Origin of the sequence: Paenibacillus sp. 2TAB23 (genome assembly GCF_052115165.1) — a bacterium.
In the GTDB taxonomy this organism is placed as follows: Bacteria; Bacillota; Bacilli; order Paenibacillales; family Paenibacillaceae; genus Pristimantibacillus.
In genome coordinates, this window is record NZ_JBFRGD010000001.1 from 139,498 (window position 1) to 157,940 (window position 18,443).

Below are 18,443 nucleotides of genomic sequence, written 5' to 3' on the forward strand. Positions count from 1 at the left end.
ATTGAATGCATGCACCTTATTAGCTAAAGAGACTGAACGATTGGTTGATGATGTCCAGCTTGTCAGTCAGAACAAGAATGCCCATCACAAGCAAAATGAAGCCGCTAATGATTGATACGGCTGGAATAAACCTAGATAACTTTTTCAAATATAAGGTCAGATGATCAATAAGCAGCGCCGATAGAAAGAAGGGCAAGCCCATGCCAAGCGAATACAAGGCAAGCAGCAATACGCCCTTCTCCATCGTATCCATGCTGCCCGCATAAATCAGAATCGTTGACAGAATCGGGCCAATACAAGGTGTCCAGCCCGCGGCGAACGCCATGCCGAGCAATAACGAGCTCCATGTTTTATTGGCAGGCGCGGAAGGCATAAACCTTTTCTGCGCATACAGGAGCTTTATTTTAAACAGGCCAACCATATGTAATCCAAAAATAATAATGAGGATGCCTCCGGCCTGTCTAATCAGACCCATTTGATCGGCAAACAGCTTGCTTATCGAGCTTACGGAAACGCCAAGCACAATGAATACTAGTGAAAAACCGATAATAAAAAATACCGATTTGGCGCCCGCGTTTAAGTTGGCTTTACTCGATTCCATTCCTGGAAGCGAGGAGCCAATGATGTAGCTTAAATAAACAGGAATGAGCGGAAGCACGCATGGTGACAAAAAAGAAAGCAGCCCTGCTGAAAAAGCCAATAAATAGTCCAATCCCTCTTCCCCCTATATGAATACTCGTTAAGATGCGTTCTAGCTAAGGCAGGCCGTCAAAAAGAAAGAATGGGCGGTCTTGACCGCCCATTCTCCCGTGTACCGCTTTTTAAGAAACGTATATCTATCGATGCTTCTTCGCTTTGTTACGGATTAGCAAATTTCTTCTACAGCTGTTCCTGAATCAGAAGGCGCTGAAGAGGAGCCTGACGAGGATGAAGAGCTTGAAGCAGCTGGAGCTTTAGGCTGCGCCGCATCTTTTTTAATAATCGTAACTGGTTTTTTCTCTTCTTTAGGTGTCGTTTCAGCTGGAGCAGCTTTTACTTCTTCCTTGACTACAGGTGCTGCTTTCACTTCTTCCTTCACAGTAGCAGCTGGCTTTTCTTCTTTAACAACAGGTGCCGCAGCAGCAGCCTTCGGCGCGCTCTCTTCTTTTACAGCAGGTGCCGCAGCTTTAGAAGCTTCTTGTTTAGGTGCTTCTTGTTTGACTGCTGGTGCGCTTGCTTTTGGCTGTACCGTTTCTTTCACTTCAATTGCAGCAGCTTTTACTTCTTTGGCTGCGGAGTCTTTTTGAGCAGCGCTAGTGTCCGCTTTCGGCTCTGCTGCTTCTTCCGATGCTTTTTCTACCTGCGGTTCAGCTTCTTCTACCACTACAACGGCAGCGTCTGCCTGCGGTTTTGTTTCTTCTGCAACTGCGGCTGTTTTCACTTCTGCCGTATCAATTACTGCAGGTTTTTCTTCCTGTACAGGAGCAGTAACGGCGGTGCTGCTCTTCGGAACTGGAGTACCTTGAGCCTGTTTCGCAGATACCGCTACGTAAGTGAGTGCCGAGAAAGCTACAGTTGCGGAGATCAATGTTAATGTCAGTTTTTTCATGTGTGTGAACATCCCTTTCGCTTCGCTCATTGAGCGTCGTTTTATTGTTGTTTCCGTTCAAGCTTGTTTAATGCAACCCTTTTGAGAAATGCGAATGTTGTTGAAAATGCCTGTGTTCTTCCCCCTTGCTTAACTTTGCTTGGATAAAAAAAAGGAGACTCAACAAGACGCCTCATAGCGTGCTCATCGAATCTCTGGTGGTCCAGTAGATTATTCTTCTTTTGTTATCCTACAAAATGGTTAGCCAACGCATTTTGATTACATGTTTATTCTATTACCCAAAGAATGCCATGTCAACGATTATTTTAATTTATCCCATCGTTTTTGTCGGAATTATAAAACCATCCTATTTTAACAAAAAAATTACTGAACATGCATTTCTGATTTGATATCATTTTGACTTAAAAATTTCAGTAAATCATTACTCAGCTGCACAATCTCATTGTTAGCATTATTCGCATAATCAGGCAACATCATATCCCTAACCTTTTTAGTTCGTAGCCATGTCAAAAGGAATAGATCTAAAAATAAGTTCATTGCCTCTATTTGTGATACGGTTCACCGAGATTGATCTTAATCCTTCTACCCTTTTGCTTAATGAAGCATCGTAAGTCTAATACTTTATTTTTTAGTCTAGAACTTTATTTTCTCCTTACATTTATCGCCTCTTCTACTACCTCTTTACCGCTTCAAACGAAAAGGAGCATCATCGATTGCGATGACGCTCCTCCAAAATCATTATTTGATTTCAATTCCTTTTGCCAAGGCATTATCGCCTTTTACCAACACCAGCTGTCCTGGCTTCAACAACGAAGCATCTCCGGCAATCGTTACATTGGCATCCACGTTGTATGTCAGCATAACGGTTTGCGAATTCTCAACCCGCGAGATGGAAATCGTCGCAAGCTTCGCCTGCGCATTAAATGTAAGTGAATTAATGACGCCTAGCTCCGAGAATGCCGTTACCACAGGAGCTGATTTCGTTACCTCTATAAATACGATTTTGTTCTGATAGGTGCGGACAAGAACCTCATCGCCTGCGCGCAATGCGCTTAGAGGAGCTTTCTTATCATCGCGGAAAATAAATACGTTCGGATCAATAGCAAGCGCAGCTTCGGATTTGTCCGCTTTGACAATTGTCAGCTTGCCGCCTTCTGGAGCTGCCTTGAGCTTGCCCGTAATGGCTTGTGCATCCTGATCCGGCATTTCCGTATCGGTACGATCCAGTAAGGCTGCCAGCTCTGCGCGAGTAACCGGCTGATTCGGACGGAATGTTTTGCCATGCTTGTCATCATAGCCGGTGATGATGCCTTTTTTGAGTGCAAGAGCGACATAACCAACAGAGCCTGCTGGTATCTCTTTCGCATCCTTAAAGTCCAGCTTCGTATTGTTGAGCGCTTTCGCCTCATCTTCCAATTTAAGCGCTTTTACGAGCAGGATCGTAGACCACAATCTTGTTGCGTTTGCCTCCGGCTTCACTTCCGTTTCGGACTCGGAGAACAAATCGTTTTCCAGTGCGACCGCTACATAGCCGACAGCCCACGGATATTTTTTCTCGATTTTGTCAGCATCTCTGAACTGCAGTTCAGTGTTCATTTCTTCTGACGATTCTGCTTGCGCGCGCAGTCCCATCAATCTAACCGCCGCAGTCAAGGTTTCAATTCGGCTAATTTTTTGGTTCGGTTTAAAGGTCCCGTCTTCATAACCGGTGAATACACCCTTTGATGCAAGCCGCATAATGTATTCCATTGCCCATTTCAGGTCGTCCTCGTCTYCAAAGTTCCACGTTACTTTATAATCGCCATCTTTATCGTTCTTGTCGTTCTTATCCTCGTGTCGGCCTTTATCGTCGTCACGGCCGCCACCCTGCCCTTTGCCTTTGCCACCACCATCTGCAAAAGCTGACGTTGCTCCGCCTGCAAGCATTAGCAGCGCAAGCGAGGATATTGCTGTCTTTTTCCACATCGTTTGTTTCATCAAGAAAGCCACTCTCCTTTTTCGATTGCGGGTTTTGCCGCATTTTTTACCTTCGCCCATAGGTTTCGGGGGAGGCCTTTCGATTTAAGAGGGTGGCTTTCCATTTTTTTTATTTTATTTTTCTTTTTCGGCCTCGCGCTTTGCTTTCAACCATTTTGGCGCGCCTTTGTTTTTCCCTTCGCGCTTGCGTTCCACTTTCTTTGGAGAAGGCTTGGGAGCCGCTTTCGCGGCGGCCTTCGGTTTAGGAGCCGCCGTTGCTGCATGAACCTCAACAAGCTTTGTTTCCTTGACCGGAGCAGATGCTGCTGCCGGCGCCTCCTTACGCTCCTGCAATCGCTTGGACTGAACTTCCGAGCGCTCAGCCAGCTTCGCTTCATGCCGTGCGGCGAATGGGCGAGTGGCTTCCCTCAGCTCTTCCTCAGACAGAAGCTTGCCTCTAAACATCGTTCGTTCCGAGAGATCGATGCCAAGCTGCTTACGGAATTTCTCCATAATAAACAGCTCCTGCGGCATGACGATGGAAATGACCGTACCAGCTCGTCCCATACGTCCCGTACGACCTGCACGGTGAACGTAATGGTCCGCATCGGCTGCTGGATCCAGCTGGATAACGAGTGGCAAGCCCTCGATATCCAAGCCCCTTGCAGCGACATCGGTAGCGAGCAGCAGCTGGCAGCGGCCCTCGCGAAACCGAGTTAGCGTCGCCGCTCTGCGCTGCTTGTCAGCATCTCCGTAAAGGGCTTCGACCGTAAAGCCCTCATAGCTGAGCTTCGATTCCCAGTTGGAGATGTTGTCGGTATCGTTCAAGAATAGCAATGCCGACGAAGGATTCAGCAAACGCACGAGACGGCGTGCCGTATCCGTCTTATCTCGTTTATCGCTGACAACGAAATAATTATCAATCGTTTGAGACACCCTATGCTCCGGCGTAATTTGAATGCGCGCCGGATCTTTCATCCAGCGTCCTTCGAACCGAGCCATTTGATCCGGGTAAGTGGCCGAGAAAAACGCGATTTGCCGCCCTTTACCCATATTGTGAAGAATCACTTCGACTTCTTTTGTGGAGCCTAGCTGGAAAACTTGATCCGCTTCATCCACGACTACGTTATTGACATCAGTTAGCTTAAGCTTACGTATTTTGAGCAGCTCATGGATACGTCCCGGCGTTCCGATTACAAGCTGAGGACGAAGCTTAAGCTTCTCAACCTGACGTTTTAATGCCGCACCTCCTATAAGCTGTTGCACGCGAATATTAAGCGGCTCCGCATAAATTTCCGCAACGCGTACAATTTGCATGGCCAGCTCCTGTGTGGGAGCAAGGATGACGCCTTGTACCGCATTCGAATACGAATTCAGCTTTTGCAGCATTGGCAGCAAATAGGCTAGCGTCTTGCCCGTGCCAGTCTGTGATCTTGCTGATACGTCGCTGCCTCCGAGCAGAATCGGAATCGTCTCTGCTTGAACATCCGTCGGTTCCAAAATCCCGTTCGCCGCAAGCTTGCTTTCAAGCAGCTCATTAATACCAATCTCATTCCAAGTGTGCTTACTCATTCTTTAATCCTCTCTCAAATAGACCTTTATTTTCGATTCAGCATACCGCCGAAGAGCCGGTCAATCGTGCGGGGCAGCAGTTGGTAGAATCTGATGGCAACTGCCGCCTTTTTAGGTAGATCCAGTTCGTCTTTTCGACGTTCAATCAGCTTCACGATCCGATCGACTACGTACTCTGGCTTCATCATAAACCAACTGACGTTTTTCACGTAAGAGCCGGAAGGATCAGCCAGGGAGAAAAAAGGCGTATCAATCGGGCCTGGATTAACGGCCGACACCTGTATGCCGCTTCCGCGAAGTTCCATTCTAAGCGAATTCGTAAATCCGAGCACCGCATGCTTCGTAGCCGTATAACTGGTTGATTTGGCTGTACCAATCTTACCTGCCAGCGATGCGATATTAACAATATGCCCGTTTCCGCGATTCACCATATGTGGAATAACTGCCTTTGTACACCGCACGACGCCCATATAATTGGTATCCATCATTTGTTGGAAATGATCGACAGGCATGCTCGCGAAAGGCTCGAATTGTCCGTATCCGGCGTTATTCAACAACACATCTATTTTACCGTATTTCGCAATGACGGCTTCGACCGTTTGCTGCACCTGCTTATTGTCGGTTACATCCATTTGATAATAAGAGACTTTGCCTTTTATGCTCATGGCAATCTCTTTCAGCTTCTCGACATTCCGGCCGGTCAGAATGGGTATTGCGCCGCGTTCCGCCAGCTTGATAGCCGTTAACGCCCCGATCCCGCTTGATGCTCCGGAGATGAATATAACTTTATCCTTTAACATCCAACATCACCCATTTACAAGTTTACTTGATTGCTTCTACAGACGCAAAAAAAGCTCCCTAAGGAGCCATTTCTGTGCTAAGATGCGATTAAAACTTGGATGTCAAGCTCTCCGATTCCATCCATAATAAGCGGAATGGTAAGTGCCTTCTGCGCAGTAAAGCCTGCTGATTGCGCAGATTGGATAACCTTCGGTGGCGTAATGTCGACGCGCACTCCTTGATTAAACAACATGGTACTGGCATTCCCGCTAATCATATTGCCGAGCTCAGAAATAGCGCTTTTCACGATTTCGTCGATTTCAGAAATTACGTATCCGCCCATCATCGCAGAAACCATTTTCATAGCTACTTCTTCACTTAGCCCGAATACAATGTCTCCGTTCATCTGTCCATTGAGTCCAATTTGAATCCAAATATAGTTCTCTACAAACTTGATATCCTTAAGACCAAGTTCACCGGTCGCAGGACGTATTTGAACAACTTGCTCAATCACGATCTTTGCGGATTCAAGAAACGGGTTAATGTATTCTGCCTTCATAATGAAGATACGCTCCTTTTCGACAAAATTCGCGGTTTGTCTTGTTTAATTTATATTATACTTAATTCATTAGGACAAGTATACTATAAAAAAAATATATATACCTAAAGCACTATATTTATTTTTCGAAAACGGTAAATTGCCGTAATGACTGGAGGGTTCTCTGCTTGCCAAACGTATGGGCGCATTTCATATTTGGACAGCTTGTGCTTGAAAGGCTTGGTGAAAGTGAGCTTCTTCAATTGAAGGAGCATAAAAACATGTTTAATTTGGGTTGTCAGGGACCTGATTTTTTATTCTATCACCGTTTCTTTCCTTGGCAGCGCAGCGCTGCTTTAAACCGTTTAGGCACCGAAATGCATAATATTTCCTGTGGTCCTGTCCTAGTCGAGCTACTCGATAGCGTCAATGGGAGGAAGGCATGCCCTAAAAGTCCTGATCCCTCTATCCTATACACACTTGGTTTTGTTCTCCATCACATCCTAGACCGTAATCTGCACCCCTATGTTTTCAGTAAATCCGGTTTCCGCAAATGGGATCATCAACGTTTTGAGATCATGATGGATACGATCATTGCGAGAGAATTGTGGGGAGTCGAAACGTGGAAAACCGCAGTTTGGGAATACGTAGATATTAACGGTTCGTTTCCTTCGCCTGTTTTGGATGCGTTCGAGTCCATTGTTTCGAATTACTACAGCGATCTTGCGTCAATGATCGAGCGGGAAGATTTCAACCAAGCAAGCCGCGACTTCATAGCTGCCCAGCGCCTGTTCCACGATCCTACCGGGCTAAAAAGGGCGCTCACTTTCGGCCAAATTGAACCCTTCGTCTTTAAGAAGGAACCTTTTCCCTTTGATGTCTTAAACGTAGCAGAAGAGCCTTGGCTTGACCCGGTAAACGGAACTGCCTACAACCATAAGAGCGCATGGAGCTTATGGGAGGATGCCATTCTAGATGGTATCGAGGTCATTCAAGCTATCCTCGTTTGGCTAAGAGCTCACGAAGGCCCTCAGCTAACGAAAGAGGATCGTTCATCTGTGCGCGAGCTGCGTGAGCAAGCCATTACATTAATTAGCAACCGCTCCTATGAAACCGGGCTTTCTTGCGAGTCTGATACACGCATTCGATTCGCAGAGACGGTCTGGCCTGATCAAATAGGGATAACAAAGGCGTCTTCCTAGCGAAGACGCCTTTGTTATCAGCACCAATCGATTCATTTCCCCCGCTTGGTTACACAGCTTTGCTCGCCAAGCTTCTCCTGAAACGCAGCCTAATCAAACGCAAGCGTTCATATAATACATCAACAGGCTTATCCAGCTGCGACGCCTCCGTTGTTCCATAAACCTGCTGCAGCACCGGCTTTAAATATTTATCTCCTACCTGTGACAGCGCCTCCCATACCAGAATCTGCTCGTCCTCCGATACGGCATGGAGTTCTCTTGAAATTAAGGAATCCATATCATAGCCTTCCTGCTCCAACTGTTCGATCCGGTCCATCAGCTCACGCCTGGATAGCTCCAGCTCAGAACCTAGCTGTTCAAGCGATCCGCCTTCATGTACCGTCGCTAGAATGTGCTTCTTAACCAATTGCCGATCCATCTGCGTCTTGTACTTTGCTTCTTTCTGCTTATACAGCCACTGCGTGTATATGCCTGTATCCAGCTTCTCCGTTACCCATTGCAGCGGGAATACCGTTTCTCGTTCTGTTTCCTCCATGATCGCGAGCATGTCAGCGCCATAGGCGGCTTGCTTCGCACTGCCCCATCCAGGAATCTGAGACAATTCATCCTCTGACTTCGGAATGAAGGTACTGATCATCCACAACATTCGATTCGTTGCAACGAGATATGCCGAACGTTTCTCTGCGCTTGCCGTGGCACGCCGCCATTCGCGAAGCTTCTGGAAAAGATCAGGATTGTGATTATGCTCGCCGTAGCACTGCAGCATCGTTACGAAGCTGCCCGATGAGGGTCTGCGATCATCCAGCATGCCATCAATAACAGGTACATAGCCTTCTCCCATAACCCGAGCAATCCCATGCCGAAAGGCTACGATCATTTCCTCCCATGACGTTCCCTCAAACCAGGTATGCGGACTTCCGCTCTCATCTTCGCCTTCCATCCAATGCACGGACCATATGCCTTGGCTTTCGCTGATGGACAGCTGCGCACTTACGATCTCTTGTTCCTCGGTTGGTTTCTCGAACGTGTTTAAAAATACGATTTGCATTTTCCTCAATCCTCCAATAAGTCATGATTTCGCGAATGGCTTGAACGGGGGCAGCCGCTTTGAATGAAAGAGGGAATGCCGTAAAACAAAAAAAGCACCTCCTTTGCCCTAGGGCAAAGGAGGTGCTTCCTCCACGTTCAATGATTCGATTGCGTTCATACTATCATAATGATTTCTTTATTACAAGCATTTTGTTATTGTATAATGACTGTATTAATGAAGTGGAGGCCATACAACATGCTGTTGCCTGATTTTGATTTTATGTCCGATTCAACGGAAGAGACTTCCACCCGATATGTGACATTTATCGGCCCGAGTTTGAAGCGCTTTGATCTTGCCATTACTTCGACAAGCCGCTTTTATGGAAAAAAACTGATAACCGATCTCCAGTTTGGCAAAACCGCAATTATCGGCCCCGATGACCTTGAAGAAGAAGGCTATCTGGAACATACGTTTAAGCTGACGGAGGAGGAAGCTTCCGAGCTTGCTCAATTTCTGTATTTTGTTGTTGGAACGGTGCATTTTACCGATTAATCAGGGTACACTGAAATGGTAATAACATACCATTTTGGGAGGAGTCTGCTGATGGATCGATTTATGAAAGAAAATCGCCAGCCGTATACCGATGTTTCGACGGTAGAATCGCAGCGCAACGACCTGATTCCGGAGGAATTTCCGGATGGCCCGTATGGTTCTGACTTACTCATGGAATCACTGGGCAAAAGCACGCCTTGGCGTATAGACCAACGGCCATCCAACCGCTTTTACTACGAGAATAGAGCCCTGCACGACGGAATGCCGCGAGATTATCCCGGTGAAGACGAATACGACCATTCCTTTCCCGAGGTGCACGACGAACCGTAATTGCTAATAGGCCCTGCCCACACGCTTCAAGCGTGCTTGGCTGGGGCTTTTTTTCAATTCGGGCTCCTTTCTTTATAAGACGCTTGGACTGCTAAAAGAGATAAAAAACCGCAGCCAGCACATGCTGGCAGCGGTTTATTCAATCCTAACATTAAGCTGGGTTAAGCTCCAAGTCATCCTCGTCTCCGCGATTGAACGCTTCGCGATCGAATTCTCCTTCGGAATCCGCAACGAGCAATGCGGTTACTGTCGTACCGGTTGCATTAACGGCTGTACGTCCCATGTCGATAAGAGATTCGACGGCTACCACAAGCGCGATCCCTTCAAGCGGGAGACCAACTGCCGTCAAAACAACCGTTGTCGAGATGGATGCCGGTCCAGGAACGCCCGCAACGCCGATAGAAGAAATGACGCTAACCACTACGATTAGAACATAATCGGTTGCAGTAAGTGCCACGCCGTAAACCTGGGCTACGAAAACGGACACCACCGCCGGCCACACACCGCCGCAGCCGTTAAAATTCATTGTTGCCCCAAGCGGAGCTACAAAGCTTGCAATCTTCGGCGATATGCGCAATCGCTTCGTTATTACTTCCAAGTTGATTGGCAGTGTAGCAAAGCTGCTCCGCGTCGTAAACGCGACTGCAATCGTCGGATATGCTTTTCTGAAAAATTTCAGCGGATTAACCTTTGCAACAAACGTTACCAAGCCGCCAAATACGAATATGAAATGAAGAATAAGAGCGATATAGCTCACAGCAATCAGCATAGCCAGCGGTTCAAGCGTTTCCCAGCCGTATTTGGCTGCCATAACCGCAATCAGCGCGTATACGCCATATGGCGTAAAGCGAAGGACAAATTTAACTACTTGATGCAAAATAACCGTTGCGGATTGAATGAAGGCTTTGAAAGGCTGTACGGAATCCGGGTTTTTGGCTCCTACCTTGACAATCGCAACCGCGATGAAAAGGGCGAATATGAGAATAGGCACAACTTTACCGTCAGCCGCGTCGCTAATTGGATTGGATGGAACTTGATCCAGAATAACTTTGAAAAAACTCGGTACTTCACGCGCTTCGAAGTTTTCTGGAGTCGTTAGCTCAAATCCAGCTCCTGGATTAATAGCAGATGCAACGAGCAGCCCGATAATCGTCGCTACGCCTGTCGTAGCTAAAAACCAAGCGATCGTCTTAACACTCAGCTTGCGTAGAAACTCAATGTTTGTTATCGATATAATACTGTTGATGACAAGAACAAACACGAGCGGGATAACGATCATTCGGATTAGGTTAATGTAGATCGATCCAATCGTGCCTACGCCTTCCGTTTCCAATTCAAAATGGTTGAATAGAATGCCCGCGACCAATCCAAGCCCAAGCGCGGCTAGAACCCTCTTTCCGAAACCGACGCGTTTCTTAGCTAGAAAGTAAAGTCCGCCTAGTAGCACCGCTGAAACGAGCAGCGTAATCCAGTTGTTTTCTAGCGCCGTTAATAAATTATTTTCCATAATGCGACAATCTTCCCCTCTGTCTATTTTCTATCCTGCAACGCACTAATTAACTTGGAAATTAATTAAATATAATTCCGATGAGATTACTGCGCTTTACTGAAAACAATATATCACCGCCATTTCCTTTGTGTCAATATGAATTTTCTGCAAAGCTGCAGCGGTGAAATCGCCCTTCCACTTCAGGTGCATGCATAGAGACAGCAAGAAACGCCGTACAACCGTAATTAACCGGTTATGCGGCGTCTTTTGACAACCATTTAAGAAATTAATAAACCTTGCCTAAAAAGCTTAAAGTAACTTGCAAAGCTTCTGATAAATATAGCGTTGCGCCTTCGTAAGGATGCCGCACGCCGAACACGTGATCAGCGCCCTCAACGGAAACAAAGGTTTGCTCTGGATTTGCTTCCTTAAGCTGCTCATGAACCGCTAGAAGTCGCTCATTATCGCTTCTGCCTTGCACGAGCAGCACCGGTTGCTTCAACGATCCAAAATGCTCCAGCACATCAAAGCGGCTTTTATTGGCTTCCGCGTCTTGCGCCACCGTCTGCTGGAGCAGCGTAGCGTTCTGTTCTGCTACAGCACCAGAAGGTGCTGCCCCTCCATTCCAAACGACGACGGCCTGCACATCCGCTGGCTGCTCGGCTGCAAGAATCAAGCTACTGCTCCCCGCTCTACTATGGCCGATCAGAGCAACACGTGTAGGATCAGCCCGTTCACTATGCGGCAGCAGCTTTTGTTTCACGTGCTGAAGGATAACATCCAGATCCGCAATCTCCTGTGAGACCGTGCTCGCTTTTGCAATGACAGCCTCGTCGCCTCCAACTTCCTTTGCCGTAATTCGCGAGAAATCAAAGCTTACGGTATAGAAGCCATTCTCAGCAAGACGGTCCGTTACTTCCGGCCAGAACGCCCAATCCTGAAAACCTCTATAGCCATGCCCAACAATAACGGCAGGCCTTGCTGCCCCTCCCTCAAGCGTCTTTACCTTTCCCCGTAAAAAGAGCTGCTCGCTAAGCTTAATTTCAAATGCCTCCGATACAATCGTTTTCTCTGCCATATTTACAACTCCTCCATTCTGAATAAAAAAACGGAGGTTATCCTTTAGAAAAGGACACCTCCGTTTTTACGGTCGCATGAAAAGCATATGAAAACATCAATTTATCAAATACATATTATCACATAGAATTACTTGGTTATATTTAAATATTAACTACTCTCTTTCATTTTGTCAACGTTATTATGGCAGTTCGTTGTTATGCGCTTCCAACAAGATTTTTCCCGCAAGTGCCTATTTCAGCACGAAGCTTGGTTTTACATTCAGGAAATCCCGATTCTCGCCACTTACCATCAGACCCATGCCCCAGTCAATATGCACCTGCTCCGTTGGCTTATCGTCAGCATCACGATATTGGAACAGAACATTTCTGCGCGTTCTCTCGCTTCGATTCACATCTGAGCCATGGATGGTCAAATAGTTGAAAAACAATACATCGCCCGCTTTGGCCGGGCAAAGCGTTCCCGATGAAATCGGATGCTCCTTATGATTGAGATAGTATTTCCCAATATGCGGCAGCGGTCCCTGCAAATGCGAGCCTGGCACGACAGCCAAGCAGCCGTTCTCTTCATCCGCATCATCCAAATGAACGCTGGCAGCCAGCATGGAATGATTGGTGTGAGGAAAATAAGGATAATCCTGATGCATAGGGAACGCGGCACCGTTAGCTGGAGGCTTAACGAGCATTTTGGAATGATGCAGTTGAACATTCGGACCGATAAGGTCGTTTAATACTTCTACCATCCGTGGATGAATCGCCGCTCTCGTGAAAGCCGCATCATGATAATGCACATCATGGAACCCTTTTAGCACAAGCTTCTTCAACTGCTCCGGCGGCAAAAAATCTCCCTGCCAGGCATGGTTGTCATCCGCTTGCGCCAATGCTGCCCGCTTAACGATCTGCTCGACCGCAGCTCTCATTTCTTGAACTTCGCTTTCATTAAAGACACCTCGCGCCAGCAAATACCCATTCTCTTTGTAAAATTGCGCATTATCATTGACGGACATCCTCATTCTCCTTAATCTATAATTAGTTTGAACATACTTTTATTATAGACAGTACATAAGGAAAACGTATTTGTCTGACAACGACTACTATTTGCACAATTACGCCATAGGAGCTGATGGTACAGATGTATGCTTGGGCTAAAAGCGAGGAACGCTTAAACCGTTATGCAAGGTTGCTGCAAGGTGAGACCTTAACGATGCATGTTTATTATTGGGGAGCGGTTCAAAGCTTAATAGCGAATACTAGCCATAAACATTCCTTTTACGAGGTTTGCTACGTTGCTGGGGGAACTGGCGTTTATGAAGAAAACAATGTTGAATATGGCTTGCGAGAAGGCGTTATTTTCTGCTCAAGGCCGGATGTCCTGCACCAGATTCGGGATGTCGACCAATTGGACTTATTATATGTAGCCTTCGAGCTCGACAAGAAGCATTCCAAGCAAGATGAATACGACTATTTCAATCAAACGCTGAGCAGCGGTCCCATCTGGATTGATATGCAGCAGCACTCTCCTACTTCTCATATTTGGCATTCCTTACTTATTCCAAGCGGTGATTGCTTTGCTATTCCAATTTCGATCATGCAGCAGCTTGCTCATTCGCTTATCATAAGCTTCCAGTCGGTTATCGGCGGAAAAAAAGGCAGCTCCGAAACGCTATTGCCTGCTTCCAACACCGCCATGCTGATTAGCCGTGCCAAGCTGTATATCCGTGATAATTTAGGGGCTCAACTGAGCTTAGCGGAGGTTGCCGGCTACATAAACATCTCGGAGCGGCATTTGTCCCGTTTATTCTCCCAAAGCGTGCATGAATCATTTTCCATTCTTGTCCGGCATGAGCGAATTCGTGCGGCCGAGCAGCTTTTGTCCGAGACAGCCACACCGATTAAAACCATCGCAGAAAGCTGCGGCTTCTCGTCTGTCCATTATTTCACAAGAACCTTTACGGAAGCTAAGGGCCTGCCTCCTGCTGCTTATCGGAAGGCAAGGCGAAGCCAGTCTGACTGATCTTTTTTCATACCATACGCTTTGATTAAGTTTTATAGCTGGTGCAGCGTGATTTCGCTTCGAACCATAAAGCGCGCATTAACACCAGCTTGCCCGATTCCCTTGGATATATAATAGAAGCCGTTCTCATCCGAATGGAGCCCTTTATATATCCCTTTCGCGGAAAGCGGGCCTTTGGGTTTAAACGTAAAGAAGAATGGCACATTCAGCTGCTTTCCATGCAAATGGCCCGCCATTAAATAAGCGTATGGACGCTTAATTTTTAGTACAACATTAGGATCGTGGGTAATGATCACGATAGGCTTCGACTGGTTTACGTCCTGAAATGATTTGTTGATTTTACTGTGTCCCGTACCGTAATCATCGATCCCGACTAATTGGAAATCCTCTACGAATACCGATTCATTCCGAAGCAGTTTAATCCCATAATGTTCAAACAACCGAAGCAGCTTGCGCAATTGGGGAAGCTCGTAATCATGGTTTCCTAATACGGCATATATAGGAACGCCGTAATCCGCAAACGCTTTGAAGTAGTGGGCAGCACGAGATAAGTATCGCTCCTTGTAGGTGAAGTCTCCCGTTAAAAATATATAATCAGGATTGCTCTCCTTAATGACCTTCTTAATCCGGCTTGCCGGTACACGCAATCTATCAAAGTGAAGATCACTGATTTGCAAGATCGTTTTGTTTATGCCGAGAGGCTGTTTGACCGTCTCAAGCTTTAACCATTGCGTTGGAAATATAAAAAATAAATATAAGATAGCGACACCTGCCAGCAGTGCAAAATAAATCAGAACGATCCCCCCTTTTTCACCGAACATGACACAGCCTTATGATCTAGTATATGCAACTCATTAACCAATCTCAACTTCAAGGCAGCAGCATGCTCCAACAAACAACACCGCTTCTTATCGGATACCTCCTCTCCCATTCTACAAAAAAACACACTTTATAAATTAACTTGTTGACAACGAATCAGAAGAGATGGTAACCTAATCACAAGTTCTTTATAAAGAACAAAAACAAAAAGAAAACGAACCGATCTTAATCAATTATAGAATGTATGATAGATGATATTCTCTTTGTTAATAAGCTTTATTTGAAACAGGCGGTAATGTTCTTAAATAAGAACATTTCTTTCATTAGAATAAGGATTTATCCGTTTTTTGCTTGACAAGCGACAGGAGGAAACAATGAGCGCCATCGTCGGTATCAGCCATCTCAATCATGAACCTATAGCTCCACAGCTTGGCGTGCATATGCTGGAGCATCTGCAGCATTATCCTGCCGATCATATCGACGCTTGGCATGCAGAGAGCGTATTTCTCGGTTGCCATGCACAATGGATTACTCCTGAATCCGTAGGCGAAACAATGCCCTACTATGATTCTTCAAGCGGTCTTGCCATTACTGCCGATGCCATCATCGACAATCGCCCTGAGCTTTTTGAAAAGCTTCAAGTAAGTACATTTGACCGCAAGGATATGACAGATAGTGCTTTAATTCTCCTTTCCTATCAGAAGTGGGGCAGAGAGGCTCCCAAACACTTGATCGGTGATTTCGCTTTCGTCATCTGGGATGAGCATAATCGCACATGGTTTGGAGCGAGAGACTTCTCCGGCAGCCGCACCTTGTATTACGCAAAGACGAGGGACCTATTCGCTTTCTCAACCGTTATTCAGCCGTTGTTGTCCATCCCTGGGATAGACAAGCAGCTTAACGAGCAGTGGATGTCCGAGTTCCTCGCGATTCCGATTACGACAGAAGCCGTTGATCTATTCACTACCGTATACAAAAATATAGGCCAGGTTCCGCCTTCGCATTCCTTCACGGTTTGCAATGGCGAGCTAAAGTTTTCGAGATATTCCACCTTGGTTAGCGAACGCAAGATCAAGCTTAAATCGAACGAAGAATATGAAGAAGCTTTCCGAGATGTATTTCAAACCGCTGTCACATCGCGGCTGCGTACACATCGCCAGGTTGGAGCTAACTTAAGCGGCGGGCTCGATTCCGGCTCTGTCGTAAGCTTCGCCGCCAAAGCACTGCGCGAGCAGAACAAAAAACTGCATACGTTCAGCTACGTTCCCCTTGAGGACTTCCATGACTGGACGCCTAAGAGCCGGATCGCGAATGAACGCTTCAATATTCAATCCACTGTCAATCATGTAGGCAACATCAATGAGCAATATTTGAATTTTCCTGATAAAAACCCATTTACTGAAATTGATGAATGGCTTGAAATCATGGAAACGCCCTATAAGTTCTACGAGAATTCCTATTGGGTCAAAGGGATCTATCAGCAAGCGCATGCCCAGAACCTCGGTGTACTTCTTACGGGCAGCCGCGGCAACTGGACGATCTCATGGGGGCCAGCACTCGATTATCAAGCAAGCCTGCTGCGCAAGCTGAAGCTGATTCAGTTCGCCAAGGAGTCCCGCCTTTATAGCAAAGAGCTAGGCGTCAAGCAATCGCGCATCCTGCCGATCGTCGGAAAAAAAGCTTTTCCAAAGATGGCAAAGTTCATGGCTGCCAACAGCGAGCCCGAGCTCCCAGATCTGATTAATCCGGAATTTGCGCGAAAAACGAATGTTTATGAACGGCTTCAGCAGCATGGCTATGATTTCTGGGGAAACCCTTTCCAGGATGTATACGAGGTACGCAGAAAACAATTCGAAATGCTCTATTACTGGAATATTACAGGTACCGTCGGCTGCAAGCAATCGCTTCGCTATTCGGTGTGGGAACGCGATGCAACGAATGACTTACGCGTCATACGTTTCTGTTTATCCGTACCCGAGGAGCAATTCGTACAAAACGGTTTTGATCGTTCACTCGTGCGGCGCTCCACCAAAAACTATTTGCCGGAAGATATTAGATTAAACCAAAAGGTACGCGGTATACAAGGTGCGGACGGTCTACACCGAATGCTTCCCTCATGGGATATTCTAATCGATGAGCTGAAGCATGTCGTAAGCGACCCTATCGTTTCTGAGTACCTCAATATTAAAGAGTTGAAACGCGCTCTAGCCGCCATCGAAAAAAATCCGCGGCCGGAAAATGTCTTTGAAACCAATTTCCGAATATTGATGCGCAGTCTTATTTTTCGCCGATTTATTAAAAAACAAGCTTGAAGGGAGGTGATTTCTATGCAAAACCAAGTGAAAAAAGCGTGGCAACAACCTGCTTTGGAAGTGCTTAATGTCAATATGACGATGGCTGGACCAGGGCTCGCGACACCTGATGCGGTTCAACCCGATCCAACTGAAATTATCAACTTCAGCTAGTTTCATATCCATCCGCTTTCCATACTTAGAATACGGGTGCCTATCTTTACAAGTAGGCACCTTACCCCAAATTTCGCATCACGATCCGGAGTGATACCCATGGTAGAAACTTTAAACAAGAACAGCTATTTTTCCTTTGGTTTCCGTATCGACAGCTATATTCCACTGCCCGAACTCCCCCCTCTAATCGAGTCTTTCGCGAGTGATGACCATGCCGTCCAAGTCACCAGTATGGATCTTACAGCACACTGGAGCTCCGCTTCCTCTTCTAACGAATATTTTGCAGTTACAGAACATGGGGTGCTCATCCGCGTTCCTGATACCGGCATATTCTGTATGAGCAATGGAAATTCCATCATCGTTTCACCGTTCACTGGCTTCAATGAAGATAAAATACGTTTGTATATCCTTGGCACATGCATGGGTATCATTCTATTGCAAAGAAGAATCCTCCCGCTGCACGGAAGTGCAATTGCCATTAACGGGAAAGCTTACGCAATCCTTGGTGAATCAGGGGCTGGCAAATCCACCCTTGCATCCATTCTGCTCGAAAAAGGCTATCAATTATTAAGCGACGATCTAATACCGCTGTCACTGAGCCATAACAACGTACCCGTCGTATCTCCTTCCTATCCGCAGCAGAAAATGTGGCAGGAAACGATCGACCGCCTTGGCATGAGCTCTGACCGCTTTCAGCCGCTTTTTGACAGGGAAACCAAATTCGCAGTTCCGGTAGCCTCCCATTTCTGCAGCCAAGCGCTGCCTCTCGGCGGTATCTTTGAACTCGTAAAAACAGAATCTCATACAGCGATCATACCCATACAAGGCCTTGTTCGTTTCCAAACGCTGCTTAGGCATACCTTTCGCAATTTCCTACTCGAGCACATGAATCTACAAGGCTGGCATTTCACGACGCTTGCACGCTTTATCAATCAAATCGATATGAACCAATTGCAAAGATCATCTACTTATTTCAGCGCGCATGAGCTTGCTGCCTTATTATTGAATACCATCCCCAAGGAGGAATTATGA

18 protein-coding genes are annotated in these 18,443 nt (G+C 46.5%); 7 read left to right on the forward strand and 11 right to left on the reverse strand.

Translation table 11 applies throughout. The annotated features are described in order from the left end of the window. Positions 1-19 precede the first annotated feature (19 nt). The 6 genes from AB4Z29_RS00655 to AB4Z29_RS00680 form a co-directional block, all read right to left on the reverse strand. Positions 20-712: a cytochrome c biogenesis CcdA family protein gene (locus AB4Z29_RS00655; protein ID WP_441941245.1), complete on the reverse strand. Its 693-nt coding sequence runs from the start codon at positions 710-712 to the stop codon at positions 20-22. Between the two features lie 153 nt (positions 713-865). Next, on the reverse strand, positions 866-1,588 hold the full coding sequence (locus AB4Z29_RS00660) for a hypothetical protein (protein WP_441941246.1): 723 nt from the start codon (positions 1,586-1,588) through the stop codon (positions 866-868). A 738-nt stretch (positions 1,589-2,326) separates the two neighbouring features. Beyond that, positions 2,327-3,565 carry an S-layer homology domain-containing protein gene (locus AB4Z29_RS00665; RefSeq protein WP_441941571.1) on the reverse strand — a complete coding sequence of 413 codons (1,239 nt, stop codon included), beginning with the start codon at positions 3,563-3,565 and terminating at the stop codon, positions 2,327-2,329. 114 nt (positions 3,566-3,679) lie between these two features. After that, positions 3,680-5,116, reverse strand: a complete 1,437-nt coding sequence (locus AB4Z29_RS00670; RefSeq protein ID WP_441941247.1) for a DEAD/DEAH box helicase — start codon at positions 5,114-5,116, stop codon at positions 3,680-3,682. 26 nt (positions 5,117-5,142) lie between these two features. After that, on the reverse strand, positions 5,143-5,916 hold the full coding sequence (locus tag AB4Z29_RS00675) for an SDR family NAD(P)-dependent oxidoreductase (protein WP_441941248.1): 774 nt from the start codon (positions 5,914-5,916) through the stop codon (positions 5,143-5,145). 77 nt (positions 5,917-5,993) lie between these two features. Beyond that, complete coding sequence (locus AB4Z29_RS00680) at positions 5,994-6,455, reverse strand: chemotaxis protein CheX (protein WP_138752488.1); 462 nt, start codon at positions 6,453-6,455, stop codon at positions 5,994-5,996. 167 nt (positions 6,456-6,622) lie between these two features. Here AB4Z29_RS00680 and AB4Z29_RS00685 point away from each other — a divergent pair, with 167 nt between their 5' ends. After that, complete coding sequence (locus AB4Z29_RS00685) at positions 6,623-7,636, forward strand: zinc dependent phospholipase C family protein (protein WP_441941249.1); 1,014 nt, start codon at positions 6,623-6,625, stop codon at positions 7,634-7,636. Positions 7,637-7,685: 49 nt separating this feature from the next. On the opposite strand, the gene AB4Z29_RS00690 is transcribed toward AB4Z29_RS00685, so the two are convergent. Continuing rightward, positions 7,686-8,684 carry an HRDC domain-containing protein gene (locus AB4Z29_RS00690; RefSeq protein ID WP_441941250.1) on the reverse strand — a complete coding sequence of 333 codons (999 nt, stop codon included), beginning with the start codon at positions 8,682-8,684 and terminating at the stop codon, positions 7,686-7,688. A 237-nt stretch (positions 8,685-8,921) separates the two neighbouring features. Between AB4Z29_RS00690 and AB4Z29_RS00695 the strand changes: the two genes are divergently transcribed. Together AB4Z29_RS00695 and AB4Z29_RS00700 are read left to right on the forward strand one after the other, a co-directional pair. Next, entirely contained in the window at positions 8,922-9,218 is a 297-nt protein-coding gene (locus AB4Z29_RS00695; protein ID WP_183557386.1) for a DUF3055 domain-containing protein, read from the forward strand. 51 nt (positions 9,219-9,269) lie between these two features. After that, positions 9,270-9,548: a hypothetical protein gene (locus tag AB4Z29_RS00700; protein ID WP_441941251.1), complete on the forward strand. Its 279-nt coding sequence runs from the start codon at positions 9,270-9,272 to the stop codon at positions 9,546-9,548. Between the two features lie 151 nt (positions 9,549-9,699). Here the strand turns inward: AB4Z29_RS00700 and AB4Z29_RS00705 are convergent, their stop codons facing one another. The 3 genes from AB4Z29_RS00705 to AB4Z29_RS00715 form a co-directional block, all read right to left on the reverse strand. Then, complete coding sequence (locus tag AB4Z29_RS00705) at positions 9,700-11,055, reverse strand: dicarboxylate/amino acid:cation symporter (RefSeq protein ID WP_441941252.1); 1,356 nt, start codon at positions 11,053-11,055, stop codon at positions 9,700-9,702. A gap of 268 nt (positions 11,056-11,323) precedes the next feature. Beyond that, a complete protein-coding gene (locus AB4Z29_RS00710) occupies positions 11,324-12,115 on the reverse strand; it encodes an alpha/beta hydrolase family protein (RefSeq protein ID WP_441941253.1) in 792 nt (263 codons plus the stop codon). Between the two features lie 231 nt (positions 12,116-12,346). Continuing rightward, positions 12,347-13,120, reverse strand: a complete 774-nt coding sequence (locus tag AB4Z29_RS00715) for a phytanoyl-CoA dioxygenase family protein (protein ID WP_441941254.1) — start codon at positions 13,118-13,120, stop codon at positions 12,347-12,349. 125 nt (positions 13,121-13,245) lie between these two features. Between AB4Z29_RS00715 and AB4Z29_RS00720 the strand changes: the two genes are divergently transcribed. Further along, on the forward strand, positions 13,246-14,127 hold the full coding sequence (locus tag AB4Z29_RS00720; RefSeq protein ID WP_441941255.1) for a helix-turn-helix domain-containing protein: 882 nt from the start codon (positions 13,246-13,248) through the stop codon (positions 14,125-14,127). A gap of 32 nt (positions 14,128-14,159) precedes the next feature. Here AB4Z29_RS00720 and AB4Z29_RS00725 read toward each other — a convergent pair whose 3' ends face one another. After that, positions 14,160-14,948 carry a metallophosphoesterase gene (locus AB4Z29_RS00725; protein ID WP_441941256.1) on the reverse strand — a complete coding sequence of 263 codons (789 nt, stop codon included), beginning with the start codon at positions 14,946-14,948 and terminating at the stop codon, positions 14,160-14,162. A gap of 372 nt (positions 14,949-15,320) precedes the next feature. On the opposite strand from AB4Z29_RS00725, the gene AB4Z29_RS00730 reads away from it, so the two are divergent. The 3 genes from AB4Z29_RS00730 to AB4Z29_RS00740 all read left to right on the forward strand — a co-directional run bounded on the left by AB4Z29_RS00730 (position 15,321) and on the right by AB4Z29_RS00740 (position 18,443). After that, on the forward strand, positions 15,321-17,258 hold the full coding sequence (locus AB4Z29_RS00730) for an asparagine synthase-related protein (protein ID WP_441941257.1): 1,938 nt from the start codon (positions 15,321-15,323) through the stop codon (positions 17,256-17,258). 27 nt (positions 17,259-17,285) lie between these two features. After that, on the forward strand, positions 17,286-17,411 hold the full coding sequence (locus AB4Z29_RS00735; protein ID WP_183558449.1) for a paeninodin family lasso peptide: 126 nt from the start codon (positions 17,286-17,288) through the stop codon (positions 17,409-17,411). A 99-nt stretch (positions 17,412-17,510) separates the two neighbouring features. Continuing rightward, positions 17,511-18,443: an aldolase gene (locus AB4Z29_RS00740; protein ID WP_441941258.1), complete on the forward strand. Its 933-nt coding sequence runs from the start codon at positions 17,511-17,513 to the stop codon at positions 18,441-18,443.